20 protein-coding genes are annotated in these 26444 nt (G+C 38.8%); all 20 read right to left on the reverse strand.

All coding sequences use genetic code 11. From position 1 onward, the window contains the following. Nucleotides 1-146 precede the first annotated feature (146 nt). The gene (hisIE, locus tag KI375_RS26455) at nt 147-797 is read right to left on the reverse strand and encodes a bifunctional phosphoribosyl-AMP cyclohydrolase/phosphoribosyl-ATP diphosphatase HisIE (RefSeq protein ID WP_212976360.1); all 651 of its coding nucleotides are present in this window, start codon (nt 795-797) and stop codon (nt 147-149) included. Continuing rightward, nucleotides 787-1548, reverse strand: coding sequence for an imidazole glycerol phosphate synthase subunit HisF (hisF, locus tag KI375_RS26460; RefSeq protein ID WP_212976361.1), 762 nt, complete (start codon nt 1546-1548; stop codon nt 787-789). The genes hisIE and hisF overlap by 11 nt, the downstream gene beginning before the upstream one ends. A 6-nt stretch (nt 1549-1554) precedes the next feature. Continuing rightward, nucleotides 1555-2250 (reverse strand): 1-(5-phosphoribosyl)-5-[(5-phosphoribosylamino)methylideneamino]imidazole-4-carboxamide isomerase, encoded by a 696-nt coding sequence (gene hisA / locus KI375_RS26465; RefSeq protein ID WP_212976362.1) that lies wholly within the window; start codon nt 2248-2250, stop codon nt 1555-1557. 460 nt (nt 2251-2710) lie between these two features. Beyond that, nucleotides 2711-3298: an imidazoleglycerol-phosphate dehydratase HisB gene (hisB, locus tag KI375_RS26470; RefSeq protein WP_212976363.1), complete on the reverse strand. Its 588-nt coding sequence runs from the start codon at nt 3296-3298 to the stop codon at nt 2711-2713. 15 nt (nt 3299-3313) lie between these two features. Continuing rightward, complete coding sequence (hisD, locus tag KI375_RS26475) at nt 3314-4603, reverse strand: histidinol dehydrogenase (protein ID WP_212976364.1); 1290 nt, start codon at nt 4601-4603, stop codon at nt 3314-3316. Then, on the reverse strand, nt 4600-5223 hold the full coding sequence (gene hisG / locus KI375_RS26480; protein ID WP_212976365.1) for an ATP phosphoribosyltransferase: 624 nt from the start codon (nt 5221-5223) through the stop codon (nt 4600-4602). The genes hisD and hisG overlap by 4 nt, the downstream gene beginning before the upstream one ends. Next, nucleotides 5220-6344: an ATP phosphoribosyltransferase regulatory subunit gene (locus KI375_RS26485; RefSeq protein ID WP_212976366.1), complete on the reverse strand. Its 1125-nt coding sequence runs from the start codon at nt 6342-6344 to the stop codon at nt 5220-5222. Before KI375_RS26485 ends, hisG begins: the two co-directional genes overlap by 4 nt. Nucleotides 6345-6819: 475 nt before the next feature. Then, nucleotides 6820-8163 (reverse strand): ABC transporter substrate-binding protein, encoded by a 1344-nt coding sequence (locus tag KI375_RS26490; protein ID WP_212976367.1) that lies wholly within the window; start codon nt 8161-8163, stop codon nt 6820-6822. Nucleotides 8164-8384: 221 nt separating this feature from the next. Beyond that, nucleotides 8385-9479, reverse strand: coding sequence for a GntR family transcriptional regulator (locus KI375_RS26495; protein ID WP_280528690.1), 1095 nt, complete (start codon nt 9477-9479; stop codon nt 8385-8387). A gap of 276 nt (nt 9480-9755) precedes the next feature. Beyond that, complete coding sequence (locus KI375_RS26500; protein ID WP_212976369.1) at nt 9756-10526, reverse strand: hypothetical protein; 771 nt, start codon at nt 10524-10526, stop codon at nt 9756-9758. Further along, the gene (locus KI375_RS26505) at nt 10513-11916 is read right to left on the reverse strand and encodes a sensor histidine kinase (protein ID WP_212976370.1); all 1404 of its coding nucleotides are present in this window, start codon (nt 11914-11916) and stop codon (nt 10513-10515) included. The genes KI375_RS26500 and KI375_RS26505 overlap by 14 nt, the downstream gene beginning before the upstream one ends. Before the next feature lie 5 nt (nt 11917-11921). After that, entirely contained in the window at nt 11922-12629 is a 708-nt protein-coding gene (locus tag KI375_RS26510; protein WP_242698224.1) for a response regulator transcription factor, read from the reverse strand. Between the two features lie 710 nt (nt 12630-13339). Beyond that, the gene (locus tag KI375_RS26515; RefSeq protein WP_244853109.1) at nt 13340-14317 is read right to left on the reverse strand and encodes a carbohydrate ABC transporter permease; all 978 of its coding nucleotides are present in this window, start codon (nt 14315-14317) and stop codon (nt 13340-13342) included. A gap of 12 nt (nt 14318-14329) precedes the next feature. Continuing rightward, nucleotides 14330-15196 carry a carbohydrate ABC transporter permease gene (locus KI375_RS26520; protein WP_207450611.1) on the reverse strand — a complete coding sequence of 289 codons (867 nt, stop codon included), beginning with the start codon at nt 15194-15196 and terminating at the stop codon, nt 14330-14332. Between the two features lies 1 nt (nt 15197). After that, the gene (locus tag KI375_RS26525) at nt 15198-17516 is read right to left on the reverse strand and encodes a DUF5696 domain-containing protein (RefSeq protein ID WP_212976371.1); all 2319 of its coding nucleotides are present in this window, start codon (nt 17514-17516) and stop codon (nt 15198-15200) included. Continuing rightward, entirely contained in the window at nt 17513-19660 is a 2148-nt protein-coding gene (locus tag KI375_RS26530) for a YIP1 family protein (protein WP_212976372.1), read from the reverse strand. The genes KI375_RS26525 and KI375_RS26530 overlap by 4 nt, the downstream gene beginning before the upstream one ends. 24 nt (nt 19661-19684) lie before the next feature. Continuing rightward, on the reverse strand, nt 19685-20557 hold the full coding sequence (locus KI375_RS26535) for a carbohydrate ABC transporter permease (protein WP_244853111.1): 873 nt from the start codon (nt 20555-20557) through the stop codon (nt 19685-19687). A gap of 46 nt (nt 20558-20603) precedes the next feature. Next, a complete protein-coding gene (locus tag KI375_RS26540; RefSeq protein WP_374706910.1) occupies nt 20604-21569 on the reverse strand; it encodes a carbohydrate ABC transporter permease in 966 nt (321 codons plus the stop codon). A gap of 25 nt (nt 21570-21594) precedes the next feature. After that, nucleotides 21595-24561: an extracellular solute-binding protein gene (locus tag KI375_RS26545; RefSeq protein ID WP_212976373.1), complete on the reverse strand. Its 2967-nt coding sequence runs from the start codon at nt 24559-24561 to the stop codon at nt 21595-21597. A 13-nt stretch (nt 24562-24574) separates the two neighbouring features. Beyond that, nucleotides 24575-25693, reverse strand: a complete 1119-nt coding sequence (locus KI375_RS26550) for an ABC transporter ATP-binding protein (RefSeq protein WP_207450617.1) — start codon at nt 25691-25693, stop codon at nt 24575-24577. Nucleotides 25694-26444 lie beyond the last annotated feature (751 nt).

A 26444-nucleotide genomic window follows, 5' to 3' on the forward strand; every position in this document is an offset into this window, starting at 1 on the left:
CTCTTGTTTTCGGATCATTATAGCCACCCACTTTTACTTGATACTTGTATTGTAGCTAAAAAAAGATATGATTCCCATCATAAATTCGAGGAATCATATCTTTTTCGGACTTTTTCAGTGGCCTCCTAGGCAGGAGCTTGTTTTTTTCACCAATTTTCTATTTCTGTTCGTTCCTTTTTGGCATTTCCTTTTTTATGGGATCTTTTTTCAAGTTCAGCTTCTACTTCATCCAAAGCGACTCCTTGATCGGCTAACATGACAAGACAATGATAGAGAAGATCGCTACATTCATTAATAATCTCCTCTTTATCTTTGTTCTTAGCGCCTATAATAACTTCTCCAGCTTCTTCAATCAATTTTTTCGCGATTTTGTCTGTCCCTTTTTCAAAGAGATAGGTTGTATAGGAGCCAGCGACAGGGGTTGCTTTCCGTTCTTGGATTTCATTCATCAAACGTGCATAAATCGTTTGGTTCGAGGACTCTGTTGCTTCTCCCTCTATCTGATGAAAGAAGCAGGATTTCTCACCTGTATGACACGCAGGACCTAAAGGATCTACTCTGATTAAAAGCGTATCCTGATCACAGTCTAGCTGAATAGATTTAACCAATTGTCGATTCCCAGATGTTGCACCTTTATGCCAATATTCCTTGCGGGAACGAGAATAAAACCATGTTTCCTTTGTCTCAAGTGTACGTTCATACGCTGCTTCATCCATATAAGCGAGCATGAGCACATCGTTTGTTTGATCCTCGACTATAATCGCAGGGATCAATCCTTTTGAAAAATCAGGCTTCATTTATTTTCACTCCTTGGTCAAGACAAAGCTCTTTTACAGCTTGAATACTTGTGGTCTGTTCATGAAAAATCGATGCGGCTAAGGCAGCAGCTACATTTGTTTGTTCAAACACCTCGATAATATGCTCAGCACTGCCACAGCCTCCTGATGCAATAACAGGGATGGCAACAGCCTCGACAACCGCTCTCGTTAATTCAAGATCATATCCATCCTTCACTCCATCACGATCGACACTCGTTAATAAAATCGACCCTGCACCAAGCTGCTCTACTTTTTTAGACCATTCAATCGCATCTAATCCTGTATCTTTTTGTCCCCCACGCGTCATCACATGCCATGTCCCATCTGGAGCAAGCTTCGCATCTACAGCCGCAACAATGGACGCAGCGCCAAATTTTTTCGAGGCTGCGGCAACTAACTCGGGATTTTGAACAGCAGCAGAATTAATTCCTACCTTGTTGGCGCCAGCCTTCAGAATCCTTTCAACGTCCTCAAGAGATTTAATTCCGCCACCAACAGTAAAAGGAACCGTCGCCTTTTCAGCCACTTTCTGTACCATCTCAACAAGCGTATCTCGCTCTTCTGTTGTCGCTGAAATATCAAGAAATACAAGTTCATCAGCACCAGCTTGGCAATAAGCTGTCGCCATTTCAACAGGATCGCCCATTTCTCGAAGTCCTTCAAAATGGACACCTTTCACAACTTTCCCATCTTTGAAATCTAAACAAGGTATTATTTTCTTTGCTGTCATATATGTTCAACCCCTTAATTTGATAGTGCCTTCGTACATCGCCTTTCCAACAATTGCTTCTTGAATGCCAATTTCAGCAATCGCATCTAAATCAGCTTGATTACGGATTCCACCTGAGGCAACAATATCACAGCTAACAGCCTCATGAATTTTGCACAATTGCTCAAGGTTCGGCCCTTGCATCGTTCCGTCTTTGGAGATATCTGTAAAAACAATTCTTTTTACACCTAACAGCTCCATTTTTTGCGCAAATTCAAGATAATCAACCTCTGTTTCTGTTTCCCAGCCTCTTGTCGCCACTTTTTCATCACGTGCATCAATGCCAATCACAATATTATCTTGATATTCTTCTAAAGCTGCTTTCAAAAATGCCTCATCTTCAAGAGCTGCTGTGCCGATCACAACTCTAGACACTCCTGCCTCAATATAGGACTTAACCGTTTCTAGCGTCCGAACCCCACCTCCCACTTGAATTGGGACAGAGGAAGAGGTGGCTAGCTTTGAAATTAAATTGAGCTGTTCCGGCATCCCAGACCGCGCTCCATCCAAGTCCACCATATGAACAATCTTTGCTCCATCTTCGATAAAAGTATGTAACTGAGATTCTGGAGCGCTCCCTACTTGCGTTGTTTGTTTAAAATCTCCTTGATAGAGTCTGACACATTTTCCATTAATGAGATCCATTGCCGGTAAAATAACCATTTTCTTCCCCCTTGTTAAGAAAAGTGCAAGCGCCCGTTTAGCGACGCACAAACTTTCATAGTAAGGATGAACAGCTAAAAACGCGACGTCCTGGCGGCAGACTCAAACGCGACGACAATCGCAACGTCTGGTCTGCATTAGTACCTCCTGTACGTCGCAACGCTGTTCTTACCTACATCCTGCCCTGAGATAAAGGATACATGAAATGCGAAAGACGGCTGATTAGGAGCGACAAGCAAATGTTCCTGAAACGAAGAAGGGTGAATTTCCCCTTCTGCGATTCAGGGTTATTTGACCTCGAGGGGCTAGGCGCTGGAGCTAGATCCAAACACTAGCCAAATTTCTTTTCTTATTTTATTAAAATTGTACAATTTATTCTCGGATAGCGACAATTTATTACCGGATAGACTTACTTTACGGGCGGATAACCCTATTTTTCGAACGGATAGCCTATTTCGAGTTATTCCAGTACACCCTTCGTGGAAATAACCCCTTCTATATTTGGATCAATACGGACTGCTTCTGCTAAAGCGCGCCCAAGCGCTTTAAAGAGGGCCTCAATTTTATGATGGGTATTTTCCCCATATAGAATGCGGGCATGTAACGTAATTCCTGCGTTGAATGCAAAGGCGCGGAAAAATTCCTTCACTAATTCTGTATCAAAATTCCCTAAAGATTGAGTGGAAAAATCGCCTTCAAAATGAAGATAGGGGCGGCCACTGATGTCTAATGAAACGAAGCCAAGTGCTTCATCCATTGGCACATAGGAGGTACCATAGCGAACAATTCCTACCTTATCGCCTAAAGCTTCCCGCACTGCTTTCCCTAGTACGATCCCTGTATCTTCCACTGTATGATGACTATCAATATGTAAATCACCTGCAACTTTTACGCTTAATCCAATCCGACCATGTCTAGCAAATGCTTCGAGCATATGATCGAAGAAACCGACACCTGTTTCGACTTCAACTTGACTCGGATCATCTAAACGACATTCCAGTGCAATATTTGTTTCCTTTGTCTCTCTTTGATTAGAAGCTATTCTCATCTCTTTCACTCCTACTTATTCACGATTATGATTCATTCTTATGGCAACAGCTCGGCCGTGGCCAGCAAGTTCTTCCTGTTCTGCAATACTTTCAATAGCGGGAGCTGCCTTTTGTAAGGCCTGTTCTGAATAATATACATAGGTCGTTTTCTTGATAAAATCGTCTACCGATAAACCTGATGAAAATCTCGCCGTCCCTGATGTTGGTAATACATGATTCGGTCCCGCAAAATAATCTCCAACCGATTCTGGAGTATGGTGCCCGATGAATACAGAACCAGCATTTTTCACTTTTCCTAAATAAGATAAGGCGTTATCGATTTGGATTTCCAAATGTTCGGGTGCTAATTCATTGACGAACATAAAAGCTGTGTCAAGCGAATCAACGAGAACCGCTCCCCCTTCATTTTTCAATGAGGTTTCTGCAATCTCTCTTCTAGGTAAACTCTCACATTGTTTCTTTAATTCGACTATTGTCTCATTTATTAGCTGTTCAGAAGTGGTAAATAAAAAAGCACGTGCTTTTTCATCATGCTCTGCTTGAGCAATTAAATCGGCTGCAACATATTCAGGACGAGCTGTTTCGTCGGCAATGATTGCAACCTCTGAAGGACCGGCAATCATATCAATACCCACATCACCAAAAACAAGAGATTTTGCAGCTGCAACATATTCATTTCCAGGTCCAACAATTTTATCGACAGCATCGATACTTTCTGTCCCATACGCCAATGCAGCAATTGCTTGGGCTCCACCTACTTTATACATGGTTTGCACACCAGCTATATCTGCAGCAACCGATAAAACAGGGGCGATTTTCCCCGCTTTTGCAGGTGTCACCATGACAAGTTGAGAAACACCTGCTAAAACCGCTGGTATAGCATTCATTAGCACACTAGAAGGATAACAAGCCTTCCCACCGGGAACATAAATGCCAACTCGTTCAATCGGCCGAAATAATTGTCCAGACATCACTTCATCTGTTACTTGCATGATCCGCGATTGTTGGAGCTGTTTGGCATGAAAAGAGCGGATATTCTCTGCAGCCTTCTGTAAAGCTGTTACTACATCGGCTGGTACTTCTTTCCATGCAGCTTCTCGTTCTTCCTTTGTGACAACAAGACTTTTTGGTGCGCCCCCATCAAATTTTTCCATATATTCCCGCAAAGCAGTATCGCCATTCTGACGCACATTTTCAATAATTGATTGTACTGTTTTTAGAGTCGACTCCGCAAATGGCTGTTTTTTTGTTTTTTTTGAAATAAATTGATCTGTAAATTTATTTGGAGAATAAATCGAGATCATTTGACAACCTCCTCAGTTCGAAAAGCTTCGATAAAAGGATAAAGCATCGCTTTTTTTAATTTCAAGGAATTACGATTGGCAATACATCTCGCCGAAATCGAGAGCATCTCTTCTTTCACAATCAAGCCATTTTCTTTTAGCGTATTTCCTGTTTCCACAATATCGACAATATTATCAGCAAGACCTAGAAGTGGAGCTAATTCTACTGAGCCTTCCAATTTTACAATATCAACAGATTTTCCCTGTTTCCGAAAGTAGTTTGTTGTAATATTAGGATATTTGGTTGCAATTTTTTGCTTACCTAGTGAGGTACTAGGTTCAGGTTCTCCTGCAACAGCAAACCGGCATTTCCCAAACGGAAGTGGAAGCAAATCAAAGACATCAGGCTGAACTTCTAGTAAAATATCTTCGCCAACGATTCCCAGGTCCGCGATTCCATGTTCCACATATGTGGCGACATCAATCCCTTTGGCAAAAAAAGCAAAAAACTGATCCGTTTCTACTTGAAGTTTTCTACCTTTGTCAAGTAAAGGGGCTACATCGAATCCCCGCTCTTCAAGGAACTGGATAAACTGCTTCTCTACCCTCCCCTTTGTTAAAGCGACAATAGGTTTCGTCATCTTTCCATCACCTCTATCCTTCCATCTTTTTCAATGATTTCTAGAATAATATCATATTGAATATGTGCCAATGGTTCTGTTTGAATATCCACAATTGCATCCTGATATTTCATCCTTACTTTTTCTGCTTCCACTAAAGTAGCTTCAGAAGCGATGACACAAATATGGGGAAGTTCCTTTGTCTCCTCTATATGTTCTGCCAATACATCCACATCAAAAGCTAAGCCGACAGCGGAGATTCGTTCACCGAACTGTTCATACAGCCGATCATATCTCCCTCCTGAGAAACAATCCACTCCTGTTTCTTTCAAAAAGCCTCTGAACATCGTTCCTGAATAATAAGGAAGATTTTTTACTCTTCCTAAATCAATTAAAATCTCCTGATTCCCTGATTGTTCTACGATTCTAGCAAGCTTTTTCAAGTGGTCGACTATCTCCAACAAATCCGCTCGATCTTTCCAACGTTCTTCATAGTCTGTTAAAATCTCTAAAGAGCCAAAAGCATCGACAAGGGAAGCTAATTCTATTGCGCTTTTTTCATTTTTTCCATTAAGGGCAATTTGATAAACCTCATCTTTTTTCTTATCATGCATCGCCTGTCTTAATCGCTTTTCATCTACTTCCGACAGCGATAACGGTCTGACCAAACTTTCAAAAATTTCAGTGTGGCCTAGTTCAATGAGACAATCTCCCATCTGTAACTCTTTCAATAAAGAGCTCGCCATATATAAGCTTTCACTTTCTCCCATTAAAGGCGGTAAATGCAAGGATTCCACACCAATTTGATGGGATTCAATCCCTGGGATTGATTGTTTAAAAACGGACCCAATGTATCCCCATTTTTGCGGGACCTTTGCTTGAGTTGATAATGCGCGTGCAATCGGTGTCGTCCAGTCAGGACGTAACACCTCAATTTCACCTTCCGGATTAAACCATTTCATCATATCCTGTAATTTCATATCCACATACTGATTTGTAAAAGTAGCAGCATACTCTACAACTGGTGTCGAAATCAGGGAGTAACCTCTTCTTCTTATTACTTTTCTGAATACTTCCATCACATGGAAGCGATGATCAATAGAAGACCCCATCTCATCTCTGCTACCCGCCGGCAAAAACATACAAGTCACATCCTGTTTCTTTAATTCACTATCACTCTATCGAACTAAAGGATATTTTTAATTTCTTATACTGTATCATACTATAAAATGCATAGTCAATGCTAAAACTGGAAAAAAGAATAATTGTACAAACCCCTAATTATGGTGGACGGATGCGACAAAATATCAAGACTAGTGCCACATTGAAGAGGGATGGAGAGTGAAGGGGAATACCATAGCCTAATTGTTCTTACATAGCAAAAAACCTTAGCAATGATTCATATCCTTCAATGCTAAGGTTCAGTCATTCTAATGTCTTTGTTACTAGATTTTTTGGTACGAAGAACTTTGCAAAAATTGATTGAGTAGTTCCACCAACTCATGGAATTTAAAGCACAAATGAAACCCTCTGAACTCATTTTCTAGCTCATTCATACATTTTGTATAAAAGGACTCTAAAATTTCATAAAGTCCCTGCCATTTCCTATTAACTCCATTACTCTTGAGCTTTTTGTCGCTCCACAAGTTCGGTCATCTGTTCCTCATATTGGCGCAAGTATTCATTAACATCCTTACCGGAATTGGCGAACTCTTCAAATTCCCCCCATGGAATACTTCCGTATTTAGCTGGATTATCCGGTCCTGTTGCATAGCCGTTTTCGAAAAGTGCTTGAAGATGTTTATCACTTATTTCTGGCTTCCCTTCACCAAATGCGGCCTGTACATCAGGATTTACTAAGATAGAAGTTGTACCTTGTTTAGATTTTTCCATTTGTACTTCATCAGACAGGAGGTAAGCAATCATTTCCATAATCAATTCTTTATGCTCACTAGGTTCTGTAATCGCAAAGCCACCACTATTAGGCTGCGGATTCAAACCTTCATACCCTTCCCAAACAGGATAAGTGGCAATATCAATATTATCTTTTTCCAACCAACCCCAGTTCGTTCCAGAAGGTGCCATCGCCACATTGTCTTTACCAAATTCAGCTCCCCAGTTCATTAGCAGACTGCCTGGTTCCTCAGTTGGATAATTCCCTGGAATCGAAATCGTATCTTCAATCATTTGGAAGAAACGTTTATAATCGTCATTCCCCGAAATATTCACTTCATCTGTATCAGGATCAACAGCTTGTGTGCTAAATTGCGTCCATGCATCATAGGGTACATCAAGATCTAATCCGCGATATTCCACACCATTTCTTTCACCTGTTAAATCTTTTGCTAGTTCGACAATCTCTTCCCATGTCATACCATCCTCTGGGTAATTCACGCCAAATGTATCAAATACATCTTTATTATAGTGTAATGCCCAGGTTGGACGGCTATTCGGAATGGCATAAAGGCTGCCTTCATCATTTGGATCTTGTTTACGTGTATATTCAACAATCGAAGGCTCTAATTTTGAAATGTCAAATCCAGCCTTATCAACGATTTCATCATGATTATACGCTAAACCAAGCTCATCCATAAACTGTATATGTGTGGCAATACCTAGAGTGACAATATCAGGTGATTTCCCCGCGGCAATGATATTTTCTAATGTTTCGGGGTGGTCAGTTCCCGCTTCTTGAACTTCAATCGTCACATTTGGAAACTCCTCTTTTAAAAGGTCTCCATAATCCTTCAAAAATTCCTCTTCTCCCCATTGGTGTGCCCAACGAATTGTCGCTTCTTGCTCTCTTATATTCGTCTCTTCGACTTTCTCTGTGTCATCACCTTTTTTGTTATCGTTATTATCTCCATTTACAGATTCATTCGAATTACCACATGCTGTTACAAACGCTAACATACAACCAATGACAATGAATAATACTAGCAATTTACTTTTCTCTCTCAATTTGCTTTTCCCCCTTTTTTTATTTTCAATATCCCCCAGCTCGCATAAGATAGAGCCAGCCCATCCCGATAAAACACGACAATATATTATATTCGTTCATATGAATTTGTTGGGAAGATCACCTCCTAAAATACCAAGAGCAACCTCTTTTCTTCAAAATAATAAAATGTCTCTTTCTCTATATTCAAAATTATGAATCTATTTCACTAACAATAAATCTCCTAAACAAAAGTTTGCCTTTCCTCCTGCTCGAATGTCTTAATTACTTGATCATTAATATGCACAGGCACCATGATTTGTTGGACCGCTTTTTCATTTTGGAATTGTGATTGCAAAATTTTGACGGCGATTTCCCCCATTTCCTCCGAGTTTTGTTTCGCTGTCAAAATTGGGTAAAGATCCAATTCACGGTCCTGATCAAAAGAGGCAATAGAAAATTCTTCTGGAATCTGCTTGTCAAGTCTTTTGGCCGCTTGATAAGCAATTTTGCCAGCATAAGCATTCATAGCGAATATACCCGATATATCAGGATTTGCTTGTAAAAATCCAACTGCTTTTTCTATTACATTCTCATGAAGGATGTCAGTAAACCAAGCCGAACGATCAATGGGCATTTTCGCTTCTTCGAGTGCTTGCACAAATCCTTTAATTCTGTCTTCCACAGTAACCGTTGCATAATTTGGTGTAGTAAACAAACTAATTTTTTGTTGATACTCGCAAAGTCTTTTAGTCAATTGATAGGCACCTGTGACATTATCAGAATAAACCGCAGATGTTTCAATTCCTTTCAGATAACGGTCTAGTAAAACCAATGGAAACCCGTCCAATGTAAGACGAAGGATCTCTTCGTTATATACCTGATTATCAACAGGAAAAATGATTAATCCTTTTACACCTATTTTCAACATCATCTTGATCGCTTTTTTTTCGACATTACTATTATGATGCGATTGTTTCAGTATTAATCCATATTCCATTGCATTAACAGCGGTTTCAACACTAGCCAAAATTTGGGCTGAATACTGTTCAACAACCTCAGGCATAATCAAACCGATAAGCGGGATGTCGGATTTGGACTCGCTGTATGTTTCCTTTCTTGCCCATTCGTCTCTAGATGGTTCAGCGACAAAGGTTCCTTTTCCAGGAATTCTATAGACTTTTCCATCTCCTGCAAGTTTGATAAGTGCATTTTTTGACGTAATACGGCTTACATTAAACTCTTTTGCTAATTCTGCCTCTGAAGGTAGCCGATCATGCGTTTTGTATATACCCTCTTCCATTTTTCCCGTTAGAAAATGGCTAATCTGGATATACAAAGGTGTTTTATTGCTAATTCAAATCCCCCCCTCCCAAATCCTGGTATATCAGGTTGTATCTAGAAATACTGGATATATTCATAATATAAGCGCTTTCTTCACCTTAGTCAAGCGCTTTCATAGAAATAAAAAAGAATTTACACAAGATATCTCGAAAGCAATCGTATAAACGGTTAATTCTTGATTTCCCATACCCCATTTTTACTTTTGAAAATGTCTCATCAAACAAAAAAGCCCTCTCAATTAAAGAGGACTTTATTGCACAAAAGTGGAGTTTTATTTTCGAGTCTTAGATAAAATCGTCATGAATACCAATTGAATCAGCGTCATGATGTAGGAATACATTAGAATCATTCCGATCACAATCGTCGGAGACCACATTATATGGATGAAAAGGCTTAAGCCCGAACAGATCACATACATGACGATAATTGTTAACATTGTCGGTACTAATGATTTAGCTAAGTATGTACGACTTAATTTAAGCGCTCCAGGGATATGTACTTTGTCTAATACAATCGTAAATTCTAGATAAATAAAGATGATTCGCAAAACAATCAAGCTGCATAACGCAGCAAAGCCACCTATCCCTGGAAAGAAAATAACGAGAAAAGCGGTTAAACTTATTTTAAGAAAATAGAGGATTATCTCTAGAAAAAGAAATTGCAACCAATTTTTCTTACTCGCTTTAATAAATTCAGAAAATGAATAACTTTCGCCTTCTACTACAGTATGTAAAGATTGAATATAACCTCCTTGGAGAAATGTCCTAATGACAATTAGGATCAATACAGCCACGCCTGAAAAAAAGGTTGTTTCAGCAGGACCGTTGAAGAAGGATAATTGATTAGCGAATAAAGGAATATTCTCGATATGACTAACAGATGGGAAGCCCATCTCTAAAATTAGCTTGACTGAAAACATTGATTGTCCGTTAAAGCCGATAAAATAAAAGCCGATCGCCAACGCAATCAAATCATAAATAATTGGATAAACAAAGATGATGCCGTTTCGATGAATCTCTCGAATGCTGTTATATAGCCTCATGAATTCCCTCCGAATTTTTGCTCTGCCCTTCTATTGCAACAAGTTGATTATCTAGCGGGATTTCGACCCAGAATATTGAGCCTTTTTCCAGCTCACTTTCTACACCGATTTGCCCCCCATGCGCATGGACAAGCGCCTTTGATATACTAAGTCCAATCCCTGATCCACCATAATCGCGGGATCGTGATTTGTCGATGCGGTAAAATCTATTAAAGACCAAGTTTAATTCATCTTCTGAAATGCCGATTCCATTATCCTGGCAATAAAATACAAAGTGATCATCCAGAATTTCGATAGTCACCCAAACATCACCGCCTGGTGGCGTGTACTTCAAAGCATTTGAAAGAAGATTTGTAATGACTTGGATCATTCGATCTGGATCTATGTAAGCCGTACAAGGCATACTAGGTGAATTAAAATGCATTTTGATTTTTCTTTGTTTGGCAATAAATAGAAAGCCTTCATATACCCCTCTTACCAAATCAGTAACATAGATTTTCCGAATCTTTAACTTAAACCTAGCTCCTTCTGCCTCTGATAATTGCTGAACATTACTAACCAATCTTGAAAACCTTTCTACTTCCTCATATATATCTTGTAAATTTTTATCTGTTTTCGGATAAACACCATCGACGATTGCTTCCAAACGGGCTAACACAGACGTAAGCGGTGTTCGTAATTCATGCGTTAAATCTTCCATCATTTGTTTACGCCAGTTCTCTACATTATTAAATTCTATTAACAGATTATTAATACTATCAATTAATTGCTTGGTTTCTGTTGTCCCAACCCTTGGGACGAATTCTTCTCGGTTCCCCTTTAATATTTTCTCAGCATATCTCGCAGAAATCTTCATTGGTTCTGCATATCTTTTGGCAATGATTAGACTAATAATCAATGCAAGAAAGCTGGCAAAGATAAGAATATAAATTCGTCTGTGTGTCAATTCTTCTTCCAACCTTAGTATGGCCGGAGAGCTTAAATCTTCCTTCATATCATAATAAGCATGTAAATATCCAAGTGTTTTTCCATCCTTTACAATCGGCAATTCAACTACATAGGGATCATTATATTTTGAATAGTCTAGTTTATTTTTATATAAAATTTGTCGGGTATCTTCTTGTACAAATTCAACAGGTGTTGCATATTCTTGGGCCATTTGCTCAAATCGTTTCCTATTCGCTGAAGCTTCAAGCGGATCCTTTAAATCTGCTCGGAAAAAAAAGCTCATCTGATAAGCTTTTTCGGAAAAATATTTTTGCTTATACTCTGTTAAAAGACGATCAGTAGAGAACCATAAAGTATAATAGATGCCAATAAGACCAAGGAGAGATATAATAAATAGAATCATAAAAATGGAGACTTCCGTCCTTTTAAAAAATGATTTCATGAAATTCAAACTTCCTTATCTAAGAAACTATTAAATGTGTAGCCTGCACCGATCTTTGTCACAATATACTTTGGTTTTTTGGGATCTTGCTCAATCTTTTTGCGTAAATTTTTGATATGTGCATCCATCGCTCTCCCATCACCAATATATCGATAACCTTGTACGATATAAGATAAATCTTGACGACTAAAAATTTTCCTTGGTTTCTTCACTAATGCATCTAAAATTTTAAACTCAGTGGAAGTTAGCTTTACGGATTTTTGATTAACTAAAACTTCTTGTGTTTCAAAATTAATCACCAAATCATTTTGATTCAAGCGCAAGATCGGATCCTCTTGTTTTTTCAGCATATCGATTCTCCGCAATAGGGCATTAATCCTGGCCAAAACCTCTTTAATTCGAAAAGGTTTAACGATATAATCATCTGCCCCAATGTTTAAACCATTAATCATATCATCTTCACGAGATTTAGAAGAAATAATCATAATCGGGACTTGAGATGTTTCTCTAATTCTTCTGCATACATCCTCACCAGACATTTTGGGAATCATGAGATCCAATAAAATGACATCCACTTTAAATTTCTCCACGACTTGAAGCGCTTCCATTCCGTCGCTAGCAATATAAACATGCCAGCCTTCTTTTAGAAAATAAGACTGTAAAACTTCACGGATCGATTTTTCATCTTCAACAATGAGAATATCCATATCCATTTTTCATCCATCCTTTTTTGTTAGTCATAAGTTGATAAGGGCAGCTTTATTCTCAAAGACAGTAATTCTGTCATGAACATAAGCGCAAGCATCCATTTTATAATAGATGAACGGTCAGGTCATGACATCTCACAAGTCATTGAACACTGAAACGGCTTTCATTCTGCCTAGCACGATGGTTCTATATGCAAATCTTCGAAGTTACTTAAACTTCAACCTATTCTATAAACTACCATCTGTTTACAATCTTGTCAATTTCATTTCAACAACAAAAGCGCAAGCGCCTTGAACTAGGAAGAAAGGCTAAATTCGCGCCGTCCTACGCACGATTTTTTTCGATTTGACTTGTTTTTTTGGTACATAGAACTATCTATGTATCATTTTTTTCCGTTTTGACTCGATTTTGGTGCGTAGAACCCTCTACGTACCATTTTTCTTCGTTTTGACTTGTCTTTTGGTGCGTAGAACTCTCTACGTACCATTTTTCTCCGTTTTGACTTGTCTTTTGGTGCGTAGAACTCTCTACGTACCATTTTTCTCCGTTTTGACTTGTCTTTTGGTGCGTAGAACTCTCTACGTACCATTTTTCTCCGTTTTGACTTGTCTTTTGGTGCATAGAACTCTCGTCGCACGATTTTTCTCCGTTTTCACCTGATTTCCCAAGCACTAAAAAACTCGCCCCACTGCTGAGGGCGAGTTCCACTTTTTTATTATTCTACTAAACCTGTACGTTCTACCCCTTCCACAAAATGGCGTTGGAAGATCAAAAAGATCAATAACGGTGGAAGGATGGCGAGAAAACTAGCTGCCATTTTGACAGCTCCTGCTTCATCGGCAGACATTTGTTGAGATTCCACAAAGCTTTCGATCACCCGATCTAGCGACAACATTTCACTAGCCAGCGGTAAATACTGTGAATCTACTAAAAACATTTTTGGTAAATAAGTATCGTTCCAAGTCCAAACAAAGGAGAATAGGAACACCACTAACAGTGCAGGCTTTGCTAATGGGAGCATTACTTTCAAAAAGAAGCGAAATGCGCTGGCACCATCAATTTTTGCTGCTTCTTCCAATTCCTTTGGTTGTGTGAGAAAGAATTGCCTGAAAATGATGACAAACAGGGAACCCTTTACTCCAAACCCTAAAATCGATGGGACAATTAGCGTAAGAAAGCTGTCATTGATTCCCAATTTTGTATAACCAATAATGGTTGGAAGCACCGTGACTTGCGGTGGAATAATGAAAGCAACAATCAATAAACCAAACACAATTTTTTTGAAAGGAAACTCCAAACGGGCTAATGCATAACCAGCTAGAGCACAAGTGATACAATGAAAAACAGCTGAACTCAATGCAACGATCATACTAATGGAGAAAGCTTGCCCATAATGTAGAGCCTTCCAAGCTTGTTTGATATGCCCCATATAAATTTCAGATGGGATCCACGTAATCGTCGGGTTAATTAAGTCTCTTTCACTCATCACCATATTGACAATCATTTTTAAAATTGGGTTTAAATAAATATAAGAGGTTGCGATAAATATTGTATATAGAAAGGCTTTAAAGAGCAGCCCTTCGTTAATTTCCTTACCCAGAATGACATATTTGGCAGTCGTAAGCCCTCTTTGCAAATAATGTCCTTTCTTCGGCCTTTGATACTTTTTCATCGTACTTGTATTTGCATTCATTTCCTCGCCTCCTTAACGACTTGCTGCTCTTTGTCTTTTATTAATACGGACGAAAATAAACATGACGATCATTAGGAATATAGCAATAATCAAGAAGTAAACCCACGCGAGCGCACTACTATATCCATAATTTCCAGTACCAATTAAGTCGATAATAGGATTAAATGGGAAAGTGAACATATCGACAACCGTATAAATTAAATTTAGGAAAATAAAAGGTGCCATAGCGGGTAAGGTAATTTTCCAGAAAACCTCCCATGGATTCGCTCCATCAATTCGCGCCGATTCATAAGCGGAGTTACTGATCGTTTGCCGCCCCGCTAAGAAAATCAAAATTTGTACACCGGAGTACCACAACACAAGTACAAATCGATTCAGAATAGTTTTAACTGAGTTCCCCCATGTACTGTTTCCTAGAAAGGCATCTAAATATTCCCCTAGTGCAAATTTTTCTAAAAATCCTAAGCTTCCTTCTCCTTGATTGACAAATTCGGTTAAGAGATACCCGGTTGTAAAAATAACCGGGAGGAAAAAGATTGTGCGAAATAGGAATCGCCCATGCAGTTTCTGATTCAGCAATATTGCAATCAGCAAGGAGAAAATGATGATGATCGGCACCATTAAGACAATCTCCTGAAAAAAGGGAATCAGCTGATCATAAAACTCAGAGCTATTTAATAAGATTTCTCGATAATATTTGATACCGTTAAACTCATATTGCATCCCAGATGGAAGGATTTTCACTTGATGAAAACTCATATACAAGGAAAATCCTAATGGAAAGGCAAGGAAAATCAAAAATCCAAGCATCCAGGGGGCGATAAATAATGACCCTTCTAAATTACGTGCGACTTTTGCGTTTATCCTCCTTTTTTTCATGTTATCTGCCTCCTTCAAGGATGATAAAATCCTCTGCCTCTATCTTAATGTCATCCTTGCTATAAGGTGTCTTATTGTAATTGACCAAAATTCTTTTTCCATTTTCGTAGCGTGTTTCGTACACACCCTTCGCAACCACGTGATGATCAACAATAAACTGGTCTTGTACATCTGCAAGTGCTTCGTTATAACTTTGGTACTGCACTGCAATTTCATTTTCCCATTGTTTATAATTTGAACTGTAATATCTTCTTAAGGAAATAGATTCCATTAACTTCTGTGACTCTTCATGCGTCAGAATAAAGGAAGGAAGTGCTCCATATTCAATACCTTGTAATAAACGGTGATTCATGTTCCCTCCCATATTTCCATCTTGAAAAGAGTAAGAGATTAATCCATGAAGCGCGATTTGCGCAAATGGAATTTTCCTGTCTACAAACAAATCATAGGAATAATCATCATCCATATCAGCTAGGTGCTGAACATTTTGCAGACCATAGAAATTCCCCCAAGCTAAATGGACGCCTCCAAGTTCTTCTGCGGTTTTATCAATAATTCCCTCTTGCAACTCCTTCGCTTCTCTACGATTAACAAAATACTTATTATTATAATCAGTTGAAAGCAAGGAGCCAATGCCATCTCCATACAAATAACCGTCTACTTCTAATTCTTTCGCTTTCTCCATATCTTGCAAGATCGTTTTTTCCATAAACTTTGGACTCACTAAGAATTTCTCTCCTCTATAAGAGCGATTCTTAATCACAGTTGAGCTTAGGTCACGGATCGCATCGCGATTGGGGCGGAAACCATCCTTATTAGTATTATTATACGTATAGGAACTAGCATCTAAATAAACGGTAAATCCTTTTGAATGAACAAAGTCAACAAACTTTTTCATGTCATCATTTCCACCTAGTTTTTTCGCAACAGGGAAATGACCACCGTTTTTGTCATATCCTCCTCTTTGCCAGCCATAGTAATGAATGGACATATCTTCAACACCAGATGTATTTAACTCTTTGACAATTTGCCCCGCTTGTTCTGCTGTCGTTAGTGGAAGAAACGAATCTCGAATGAAGCCTTTTTTCGTTCCTCCTCCAATCAGTGATAACTGTAAAGAAACATTCTTTTTGGCTTCTAATCGGTCTAATCCCTCTTCCTCCATTAAATATTCACGATATCTTTCTGCCATATCGACATAAGTCGGATCAGAGCCATCAATCAAATAATAACGGACAGATCGATCCTCTCTCTGCATTTCTTGTGAATACGTGAAGTAGCCTTCTAATTTTTTTCGATTCGTAGGCTGGAAAAATTTAAATCTAAATAAATGTTCAGCTGTTGCCCAATTGTATTGGGTCAGTGTTTCCGAAGGAGCAGATACAATATTTGCGTATACATCGCCTTCTTCAATCAGTCCCAAAAATGTTTGGTTTTCCGATTTTATACCAAAGGTAGGCATTTTAATCGACTGTCTTGATGAAAAATCTGCCTTAGAAGAGAATGCCCAATCATCCCCATAGACTCTTTCTGAATACAAGTTATTCGTACTGGCTCGATCTTTTTGGAAGTCAATTAAAGCCCCTGGGCCATCTGGAAGTACGATATACCCGTTTTCCTTTTTAGAAGTTTCTGCTCCTAAGAATGGGAATAATCTTAAAGAAACAAGTCGGCTTTTCGGGTCCTTACTATCATCATCTTCCGCAAATTCCTTTTCGTCACTGATCTCGTCTCCCAAGATTCTCGTCTCAACATAATCTTTTTCAAGCTTGACTTCTATGGGAATCACAAACCCGACATTCGGCATGTCATACGTAATTTCAAAGCCATTTTCTATTTTTTTAAAGTCGGCTGTGCCTCCTTGACTTTGAAAACTGGATTCTTTTACTACATCTTTTCGAACATCAAATTCCACATATGAGAACATAAAGGGAGATTGTAAATGCACTCCCCAAGAATCCGATGTGCCCCCTTCGTTCCACCCATCTGGATTCGGAAAAGATCTTAATTTTTTTCCGGTTTTTTTATTGTCGACGATAAAATGCCCAGTTTCAGGGTCTGCCTTCAAAATTAGATTGTCATTCTCTGCTACCTGTTCAAACTTACTTTCATCAGGAGGAGGGGCCTTTTCCCCATTCCCTTGATTGTCTTCTTGTTGAACATCTTCTGCCTGATCATCCGTTGCATTTTCTTCTTGATCCTGATTTTCCTCAGTGGCATCTCCTTCCTCAGCAGCCTCCGTATGGTTCACCAAGACAGTGACTGTGCTGAAGACAGTGAGGAAAGCTAAAATAATGATGATTACAGCTTTTCTCTTCACATTGTCACCTCCTGATAAAGTGTGTAGATAAAGTCGATCGTTTCCGAAGATAAACCAACGATGATAAAAATCAACACCCATAACATCACCATTGAAAATAAGGATAATAAAATGTTGACAATCGCTTCACCAACAGAATAATTCTGTAACGCCTGTACCATCCAAAAGAACAATGCTCCACACCAGATCACCATAACTGCTGTGAAAAAGCTATAGATGGAACCCTCACTCAAGGTCATGATATTGGATAACAGTGCTAAAGGCAGCCCTAGTAAAAAGACAGGGATGAGTGAATAAGCACTTCCAACAAACACATCTAGAAAACGAGCTTGACCATAGCGAATAGTTCCGATGAGATAATGACAGATCACCCATGAAACCCATATGACAGTCCCAACGAGTAAAATAGATCCTGCATTCAAACTACCTGGAGGTATAGGTTGAAAGGTAAAGCTTGTAAAATAAACTCTGGTTAGCGCAACCGCAATCACTAATGCAAGGATGATTAAAGCACTGAGATAGTTCCCTTTTTTGCTATAGCGAATATCTGCCATTCCATCTAAAGGATGCTTAAGGATGAAAAAGGCATGCTTTAAATTCTGCAACACTTGAATATCTTTCCATGTGCCCAATGAAATGCGTTTTTTCTTTTTAACCTTTCTTTTTTTGATTCGATAGCGGGCTCCAATGATAGATCCAACGCCTATAACAATAAATGCATTCGCAAAATAGGAGAAATTCTTTTGAAACCAATTTAATCTTATTTGCCAGAAAGAATCTGAATACCCTTCTTCATCCCCTGCAAGCTTATATAATTCCAAGGCCTCATCAAAATCCTCACGGGAAAAAGCAGCGCGTGCAAGTCCAGCATATGCAGGAGAGAACAGAGCATTTTGCCCCATAATTTCCTTCCAGTATTCCTCACTTTCTCCGTATTTCCCTTCTTGTGTCAAAATATAAGCCGTTTGTATATCACGGCCAAAATCAGTCGGTTTTAATACTTGTACCAAATTGAGCGCATCATCCAAAATAAAAATTTTATTTTCACTATTCGTAGCTAGTGCAACTGGACTTTTTGTTACACCTACTTGTGGGGAACCTGACATCACCGGTGCACCCCAGAAAAATAGCAACTCACCTTCTTGGTTAAATTGAGCAATAATGGCACTAGCTTTATCAATAACGGTTACGATTCCATTTTTATCAACCGTTACATCTGTTATTTCCGTTTTTGGTTTCCCTTCTTCCTCATCGCTCTGTGCAGTAGATCGATCTCGTAAGAAGTTTAAATTGATATTGTCACCAAAGGAGAAATCTCTCCATTGGTTTTCACCACGAATGTTAATTTTCTTGATTTGTTCTATTGCATCTCGAGAGACCGTATAGATAAAACCATTATGATCGATATCAATATTGCGAATTGGATTTGGCAATAATCGAACTTGCCTTCTCAGTTGTTCTTCGGTGTAAAAGATATTACGAATTCGATCCATAAGAGAAACCTCTGTGACATTTGTTCCATAAAATCCAAAGAATTCACCGTCAGGGTCTAATTGGATAACCCCTTGATACGTTCCTCGCGATACAATAAAAACAAAGCCACGACGATCGACAATCATATTTATTGGTTCATAGACAAATTTTTCATCAATATATTTCGAATCAGGTGGTCCAAATTCTTTTATGAGATTGCCTTCAGAGTCCAACCTCACCACCCTTTTATTGCCGGTATCGGCAATGTAAATATCTCCTCTATCGTCAATAAAAATTCCTGATGGTTGATTCAGCGGACTATCAGGCAAAGTTATTTCACGAAGCAATTCGCCATCCTGATCCAAATGAACAATCCGATTATTGCCAGTATCGGCAATATAAATTTCATCATTGTCATCAATAAATATATCTTGAGGTTGTTTCAATGATGAATAAACACTTTCGCCACTTTCATCCGTCACATATATATCTGTAGCCAATACTTCACTTGGTTCATAGGCAGGCTGTGTAAAGATCGTTTGCCCAAAGCCATCTACACTAAAAGTATCGTAGGGAACTTCCGCACTGGCCGTCAATGTCGATGACAGAAATATGATTGTAAGGCTGATAGAGGCGAATAAGGTCTGCCATATTCTCCGTATTCTCTTCATTACAGTACCTCCGTTTTTCTTGCCTTATTTGATTCCAGAATGCGCCATAGTTGCAATAACCTTCTTTTGGAAAAATAGAAAGATAATCAACTGCGGCAAAAACATAATCAATGCCCCGGCTGCTGCAGCCCCTTGTCTCGCAACCGTGTTTGCCAAATTAGCTGTCAAGGATTGCATATAATAAGGCAAGGTTTTCATCGATTCATCCTGCATAAACAATTGAGAAGTTTCCACATTTCCCCATGCCCCTTGAAAGGATATAATTGCAATCGTTGCAATTGCTGGTGTCACAATTGGAATAACAATTTGCCAAAACATGCGAAGTTCAGAAGCCCCATCAATTTTAGCGGCCTCCATAATCTCATTCGGTACTTGATCCATAAATTGCTTCATCAAAAATACGCCAACCGGCATGGCAACCATTGGTAAGACATGGCCCCAATAGGAGTTCATGATCCCTAAACTCTGCACAACGACATAGCGCGGAATTTGCAAAACCGTCGGGACGAACAAGAGAGACAACATAATCAACGAAAATACTATATTCACACCTGGAAACTTATGCTTTGATAGAGCATAGGCACATAGTGAGCTTGTAAGCACCATTGCTGCAGTAGCAATTACTGTTACGATGACACTATTGAAAATATACCTTGATACTGGCACGAACGTACTCGTTGTCATCGACATTAACTCCACAAAATTTTGAAATGTAGGATCTTGTACGATGAACGTAGGTGGAAAAAGGAACAACTCGTGCAAAGGCTTAAAAGCATGATTGAAAATATACACAATCGGCAGAAGCATGAAAACCGCTAATATTGTTAGGAAAAGCAATATGATAATCTGAGTCGCATCTAATTTTTTGAATTCTGCTCCAAAATTCTTCAAGTTGATCCAAGTTTCCGAACCAAAGTTTTTGAAAAAGGTTTTTGCCTTCACTTTATTCTCCCTCCTTTTCACCAAAGAGGTAAAAGAATACCCGACTTAATAAAAACATTAGTAATAACAATATGACAGATACAGCACTAGCATAGCCTAGTTCAAAACGAATGAACCCATAATCTTCAATATGACTAATCATCACCTGACCAGCATAATTAGGTGTTGGATTCGATTCTGACAGCTGTACCCCTAATTCTCCTGATTGCAAGGTATGAACAATTGCCATTACTCCAGCAAATAGTAATTGTGGTTTCAAGGAAGGAAGGGTGATATACCAAATTTCCTGCAAGCGGCTGGAAATCCCATCCATTTTTCCTGCATCATACAATTCTTGATCAACATTAAGTAAACCAGCTAATAGTGCTAGAAAACCAATCCCCATACTCGACCAGATTGATACGACAATCATAATGTTTAATAGCCAATTTTGGTCCTGTAGAAAAATAACCGGTTCTGTAAGAAAGCCATATTTCAGCAAAAAGCTATTAATATACCCGGTACGGTCACCCGAGAACATTACTTGCCATACAACCGTCATCGCTACCCCTGCAGCAAGAGAAGGGGCATACATCGCGAGTGCAAAAATCATTCGCAATGTATTCGGCAATTGAGAGATAAACCAAGCTAGTAAAAACCCAAGAATAAAGCCCACCGGTCCGACAAATAGCGAAAATGTAAAAGTATTAGGTAAGACATTTTGTAAAAAGACAATGTCTTGGGAAAACAAGGTTTGGTAGTTTAACCATCCCGTCCATTCGGGAAATTCAATCGAGTTAAAGTACGTAAAACTCAGGCCCATCGCTGCGATTACCGGGATTACAATAAACACAATAAATAGAATCATAAATGGGGCGATAAATAAATAAGAGAGACGAAATTTCCAGATATCAGCCATTAATTTTGTCATTCTATTTTTAAATTTAGAGGTGAGTGGGTTTGGTGTCTGTTGCTTAGCATGCCCCATCCCCACATTCTTCGTTTGTACATCACTATTCAACTTGCTTCACTCCTTCCCATGGCTCTGTCACGTCAAGATAATCCAACGGGTGCAAAACGTCTCCATTTTCATCAATAATGTTAAATTCAATTTGCTTTCTTTTTAACTCACGATTGATTTCTTTTATTGCTTTCTCTAATTCAATTCTTGGATTTCCATTTTCTAAAACAGTCTGATTCCAAGAAAAATCCAATTGCCTTGTGGTCATATAACTTCCTGGTACATTCGGAAGATCCCTGACCCATTTCCATTGCTCCAATATGGCGTCTAAATCATTCTTTCTCCATGGCATTTTGCTAAACGCTTCAATATTGGCGGAGTTCCATCTGAATGTTTCGCCTCTAAATTGCTCAAGATTGAGCCCATACTCTGTTTGAACTTCAGATGAGGTATACCATTTTACGAACTCCCATGCGAGATCCTGCTTTTCCTCGGGCGTATCATTGAACAGCATCATACTTGTTGTATCCATTCCTGTTCCTCCTGCCCAGCGGATAATCTCCCCTTCATCATTTACATGCCCAGGAACCGGCGCAATTCCCCAGGAATCCAAAATTTCTGGTGCGGCCACGAGTAATTCCATGTATTGATTAAAGTCAGCGATCCCAATTGGCATAGTGCCCTTTCTAAATTGCTGATAGAAACTTTGCACTTGGTTGTCCAATCCATGTAAATTAAATAGATCTGTCCATTCTTTAAACCCTTGATATGCCACTGTTTGATCTAAACCAGTAGATAGCCCATCAGGAGTATAAAGTTCGGCTCCATTTTGATAGAGCATATAGGAAAAATCTTTAGGGTCTGCAAAAAAGTTATATTGACTTTGCAATAATGTGGGAATCATGTCATACACATCATCCCATGTTTCTGGAACCTCAAGACCAAGCTGTTCCAAGATGTCTTTACGATAAAATAATACTTTAAAATTAATTGTTTCAGGAATTCCGTAATAACTTCCATCATAATAATATGGAAGCATGGCACCAGGAGCATATTGCTCTATTACTTCCTCTGCCCCAGGTAAAGTCGATATATCCTTTGCCGCCCCACGGAGGGCCATTTCAAATGGCATAGAGCTTGGAACACCTAAAGCAACATCCGGCATAATCCCTGCTGCTTTGGCTAGAACTAACAAATTTTGATCTTGGATCAAATTCACATTCACCTTTACACCGTGTTCAGGTGTAAAATATTGATTTGCTAATTGTTGTAACTCCTCTGCATAATCCCTTCCCCACATCATCCAAACATTGAGTTCTTCTGCTTTTTGCTCTCCCAATTGATGTTGATCAGAAAAAGAGTAGACCAAAGAATTAAACGTCCCTTGAACTTTTTCAATCGCATTAGCCGTCATACGTGGAAATTCGCCTTTTTCTGGTACTAGATAAAGTTTATCTATCTCCAATGGGCTGTCCATTAGCTCTTGTCTTTGCTGATCTACTTTCTCTTGCATCGTTCCAATGACCATTTGCTTATTAGGAATTTCATTAGGCTTTTCCAACAATTTAGCTAAATCTTGGACGGTGGATTCAAACGCTTGGGAAACATTATTTCTTCCCCCATTAATTTTGATTGTCGCCTTTGCCATTTCAGCTAGTTGGTCATGCATACCTTCTAACTGTTCAATTAGACCTGGCATCTCTTTCTCTACATTCCAAACTCTGAATTCGTCGACAACCGCCTTCCCTTTAACCATTCTGCCTCCGGAGGCAAGACGTAGTTCTTGTGAAACAGATTTAATCTGATCAGATACTTCTTCAATTTGAGAAATTATTGACATAAACGGTTCATATGTGGCCTCAAAGGTAAGTGTATGTTTGCCTTTTTCTAAGTAAATTTGATAGGGTGAATCCTTCTCATCTTGAAGAATCACTTCTTGCCATTTTGAAGCATAAGGAATTTTGAAATGTTCCATTTCTGAAAAAGGAATTTCCCCATCAACATAAATACTTCTAAAGGAGGCCAAGCTTTTTCGATAGTTTTGTAAACCACGGAATCCTAATTTGTACACTCCCGTTTCCGGCACATCGAATTCCCATGTAACGGCTTGTCCGCCATTTTTCCAACTCTCTCCACCCAATGTATTAAACTTCACTTTTTTTAATGATTTAGGTGTTGTAAGAGGGTCTCTGTTGTATTGCACTTGAATTGATGTTGAGTTTTTTGATATAAATTCTTCTGCTTCCAGCTCAATGGACTCATCTGTTTTCGCTTCGCTTCTTGGATATTCCGCTTCCACCTCTTCATAAGTCGGATAACTTGTGGGTGGCTGAATGGTAAAGGATTCTATAGCGGCAACTTCCCTTTGCGGCTGGATGCGAATCGTGTTTTTCCCCTTTTCCAAATGAAATTGAAGCGGTTTCACATTTGCGCCAGGATCACGAAAATAGTCTGTTTCCCAATCGGAAATTTCTTCTACCAAGGATCTTATTTGATTGTCCTCTTCATCATACTGTGGTTCTCTATCTTTATATTGTCTTCTAAATTCTATAGAACGTGCTTCTTTAAAAGGAATCGAATCATTGATTGAGATACTAAAAATCAGTGACTGTCGGCTTCCACCACTTTCCTGAGACAGGGGAATGTAGTCCATAGCTATCTCATATAAACCTTCATTTTCTATATCGACTTCATACTCTATCCAACCAGCAGCTTCCTTCCATAAAACGATTTCATCTTTGCCAGCATACGAATCAATTGTAAACGAAGCCTCTTCTGACTTTTCGGCAAAATCTTTCGCTTTTATGTCTATTTGATCTGTCCCTGATTGAATCCCTTCTTCATTCCAGCCTTCTAAAACATCATAATAAAAGGGTTCTACATATGCAGATAAATCTACCTCAGTATTTTCTTCTGCCGCTGAAGCGACATTAGATGTTGGTAATAATGCACTAAAAATCATCATAACTACAACAAAGGAACAAGACCATTTGCTCGATACTTTAAATGGGTGTTTCATTGTATCCCTCCATTCAATCCGTCAATAATTCTCCACTATTCCGATCAAAAAATAATGCTTTCCCCATATCAACGGCGACTTTTACTTTATCCCCTTCATCGTATCTAAATCGTGGATGTGCTCTTACTGTAAACGATTCCTTTCCATAGGAATCTAAATGATAGTAATGGTCAGACCCGATAAATTCATTGAATTGCAAGAGTCCTTCGATGACAGCATTTGGATATGAGTCAAACAACTCTCGCTCAAATCCCATATGTTCTGGTCTAATTCCCATCACAACTTCATAATTGTGGAGCCGCTTGTTTCTCATCATATTCGCTTGCTCTTCGGTTAAATGTAGATTAAATGCACTTGTAAAAAATCGAACTTCATCGTCTACTTCTCGAATCGTTCCTTGGAATAAATTCATTGGTTGGTTCCCGATGAATTTTGCCACGAAAATATTTTGTGGTCGATTATAAATATTCTCAGGTGTATCTACTTGTTGGATCAGGCCATTATTCATTACCACAATTCGATCGCCCATTGTCATTGCTTCAATTTGGTCATGTGTGACATAAATGGTTGTAACACCCATTGTTTTATGGAGTCGAATAATCTCTGCTCTCATTTGCACACGTAATTTTGCATCAAGGTTGGACAATGGTTCATCCATTAAAAATGCTTGTGGCTGACGAACAATCGCTCTTCCTAAGGCAACCCTTTGTCTTTGTCCACCACTCAGTTCTCTAGGTTTTCGATCAAGAAAACTACCAATTTCCAAGACACGTGCAGCTTGTTTTACAGCATCCTCAATTTCAAACTTAGGGACTTTTTTAATTCGCAGGCCAAATGCGATATTTTCATAAACACTTAAATTTGGATATAACGCATAGTTCTGGAATACCATGGATATATCACGATCTTTCGGGGGTATATCATTGACAAGTGTATCGCCAATATAAACATCACCACTCGAAATATCCTCTAATCCCGCAATCATTCTAAGTGTTGTGGATTTTCCACAACCAGATGGACCTAGGAATACTAGAAACTCTTGGTCATCAATATCCAAATTAAAGTCTTTTACCGCAAATTCTTTGAATTTACCATATTGCTTCGAAACATCATTTAATAAAATCCTCGCCATTTAGATCCCCTCCTAAGTCAAAAAATACGAAATTTACTATATTTTAATAAAATTATATTCTATATTTTGTGAATTTCGTGTGAAGATTCTTCATTTTCATTTTTCGAGGGAAAGCCTTTTCAATATATGTCGAAAATTCTTTAATTCTATCATTATTTAGTTTTATTTCGTTCATTCTAGTATTATCTCTTCTGTTGCACTAGCAATGAATTGGTCATTTGTATCTTCAAACAGCAATAACAATGAGAGCAGAATCCAGCGGCAAAATGACACCCTCTCCTTCCTTAGATCCAATTATGTCATCTGTTTTTAATTGGTTTGTTTGCAATTTGGTTTACAAACTAGCTAACTGAGTATAATAGAAGAAACTTTCTGATAGAGTGCCTTCAGGAGTTATTTAACAAACACAAGCGTCTTGATCAGCCCTAACAAGCAAAAGTTCCTGGTCCTAGGAGGGGCTTTTCCCTTCACAGGTTCAGGGTTATTTAGTGGAAAATCGACTAAATTCGCGACGTCCTGTCGCTTCGTCTGCATTAGTACATCCTGTACGTCGCAATAATGGACTCACTCCTGCGAGCCTCAAGCCGATGGCGCCTGGAGCTATACAGCAACGCAAGGTAAGCTACTTATCCACAAGCCAAGAATTTTATAGTTTCCTGGTGTATGAAATAATGTAATTACCAAAAAGAAACATAAAAAATCCCCAGCGACTTCATGTAAGATTAAAGTACCTAACAGGGAACTCAATCTC

The sequence above is a fragment of the Bacillus sp. J14TS2 genome (assembly GCF_018333015.1).
GTDB lineage: Bacteria > Bacillota > Bacilli > Bacillales > Bacillaceae_C > Lederbergia.

Bases quoted from the DNA above. Each gene is read 5' to 3' on its own strand.
- hisD (WP_212976364.1), bottom strand. From the start codon at position 4,603: ATGATCTCGATTTATTCTCCAAATAAATTTACAGATCAATTTATTTCA.
- KI375_RS26510 (WP_242698224.1), bottom strand. From the start codon at position 12,629: ATGGATATGGATATTCTCATTGTTGAAGATGAAAAATCGATCCGTGAA.
- KI375_RS26540 (WP_374706910.1), bottom strand. From the start codon at position 21,569: ATGGGGCATGCTAAGCAACAGACACCAAACCCACTCACCTCTAAATTT.
- hisIE (WP_212976360.1), bottom strand. From the start codon at position 797: ATGAAGCCTGATTTTTCAAAAGGATTGATCCCTGCGATTATAGTCGAG.
- KI375_RS26505 (WP_212976370.1), bottom strand. From the start codon at position 11,916: ATGAAATCATTTTTTAAAAGGACGGAAGTCTCCATTTTTATGATTCTA.
- KI375_RS26520 (WP_207450611.1), bottom strand. From the start codon at position 15,196: ATGAAAAAAAGGAGGATAAACGCAAAAGTCGCACGTAATTTAGAAGGG.
- KI375_RS26485 (WP_212976366.1), bottom strand. From the start codon at position 6,344: ATGTTTTTGCCGGCGGGTAGCAGAGATGAGATGGGGTCTTCTATTGAT.
- hisB (WP_212976363.1), bottom strand. From the start codon at position 3,298: ATGAGAATAGCTTCTAATCAAAGAGAGACAAAGGAAACAAATATTGCA.
- KI375_RS26530 (WP_212976372.1), bottom strand. From the start codon at position 19,660: ATGAAGAGAATACGGAGAATATGGCAGACCTTATTCGCCTCTATCAGC.
- KI375_RS26515 (WP_244853109.1), bottom strand. From the start codon at position 14,317: ATGAATGCAAATACAAGTACGATGAAAAAGTATCAAAGGCCGAAGAAA.
- hisA (WP_212976362.1), bottom strand. From the start codon at position 2,250: ATGGTTATTTTACCGGCAATGGATCTCATTAATGGAAAATGTGTCAGA.
- hisF (WP_212976361.1), bottom strand. From the start codon at position 1,548: ATGACAGCAAAGAAAATAATACCTTGTTTAGATTTCAAAGATGGGAAA.
- KI375_RS26500 (WP_212976369.1), bottom strand. From the start codon at position 10,526: ATGAGGCTATATAACAGCATTCGAGAGATTCATCGAAACGGCATCATC.
- hisG (WP_212976365.1), bottom strand. From the start codon at position 5,223: ATGACGAAACCTATTGTCGCTTTAACAAAGGGGAGGGTAGAGAAGCAG.
- KI375_RS26545 (WP_212976373.1), bottom strand. From the start codon at position 24,561: ATGAAACACCCATTTAAAGTATCGAGCAAATGGTCTTGTTCCTTTGTT.
- KI375_RS26550 (WP_207450617.1), bottom strand. From the start codon at position 25,693: ATGGCGAGGATTTTATTAAATGATGTTTCGAAGCAATATGGTAAATTC.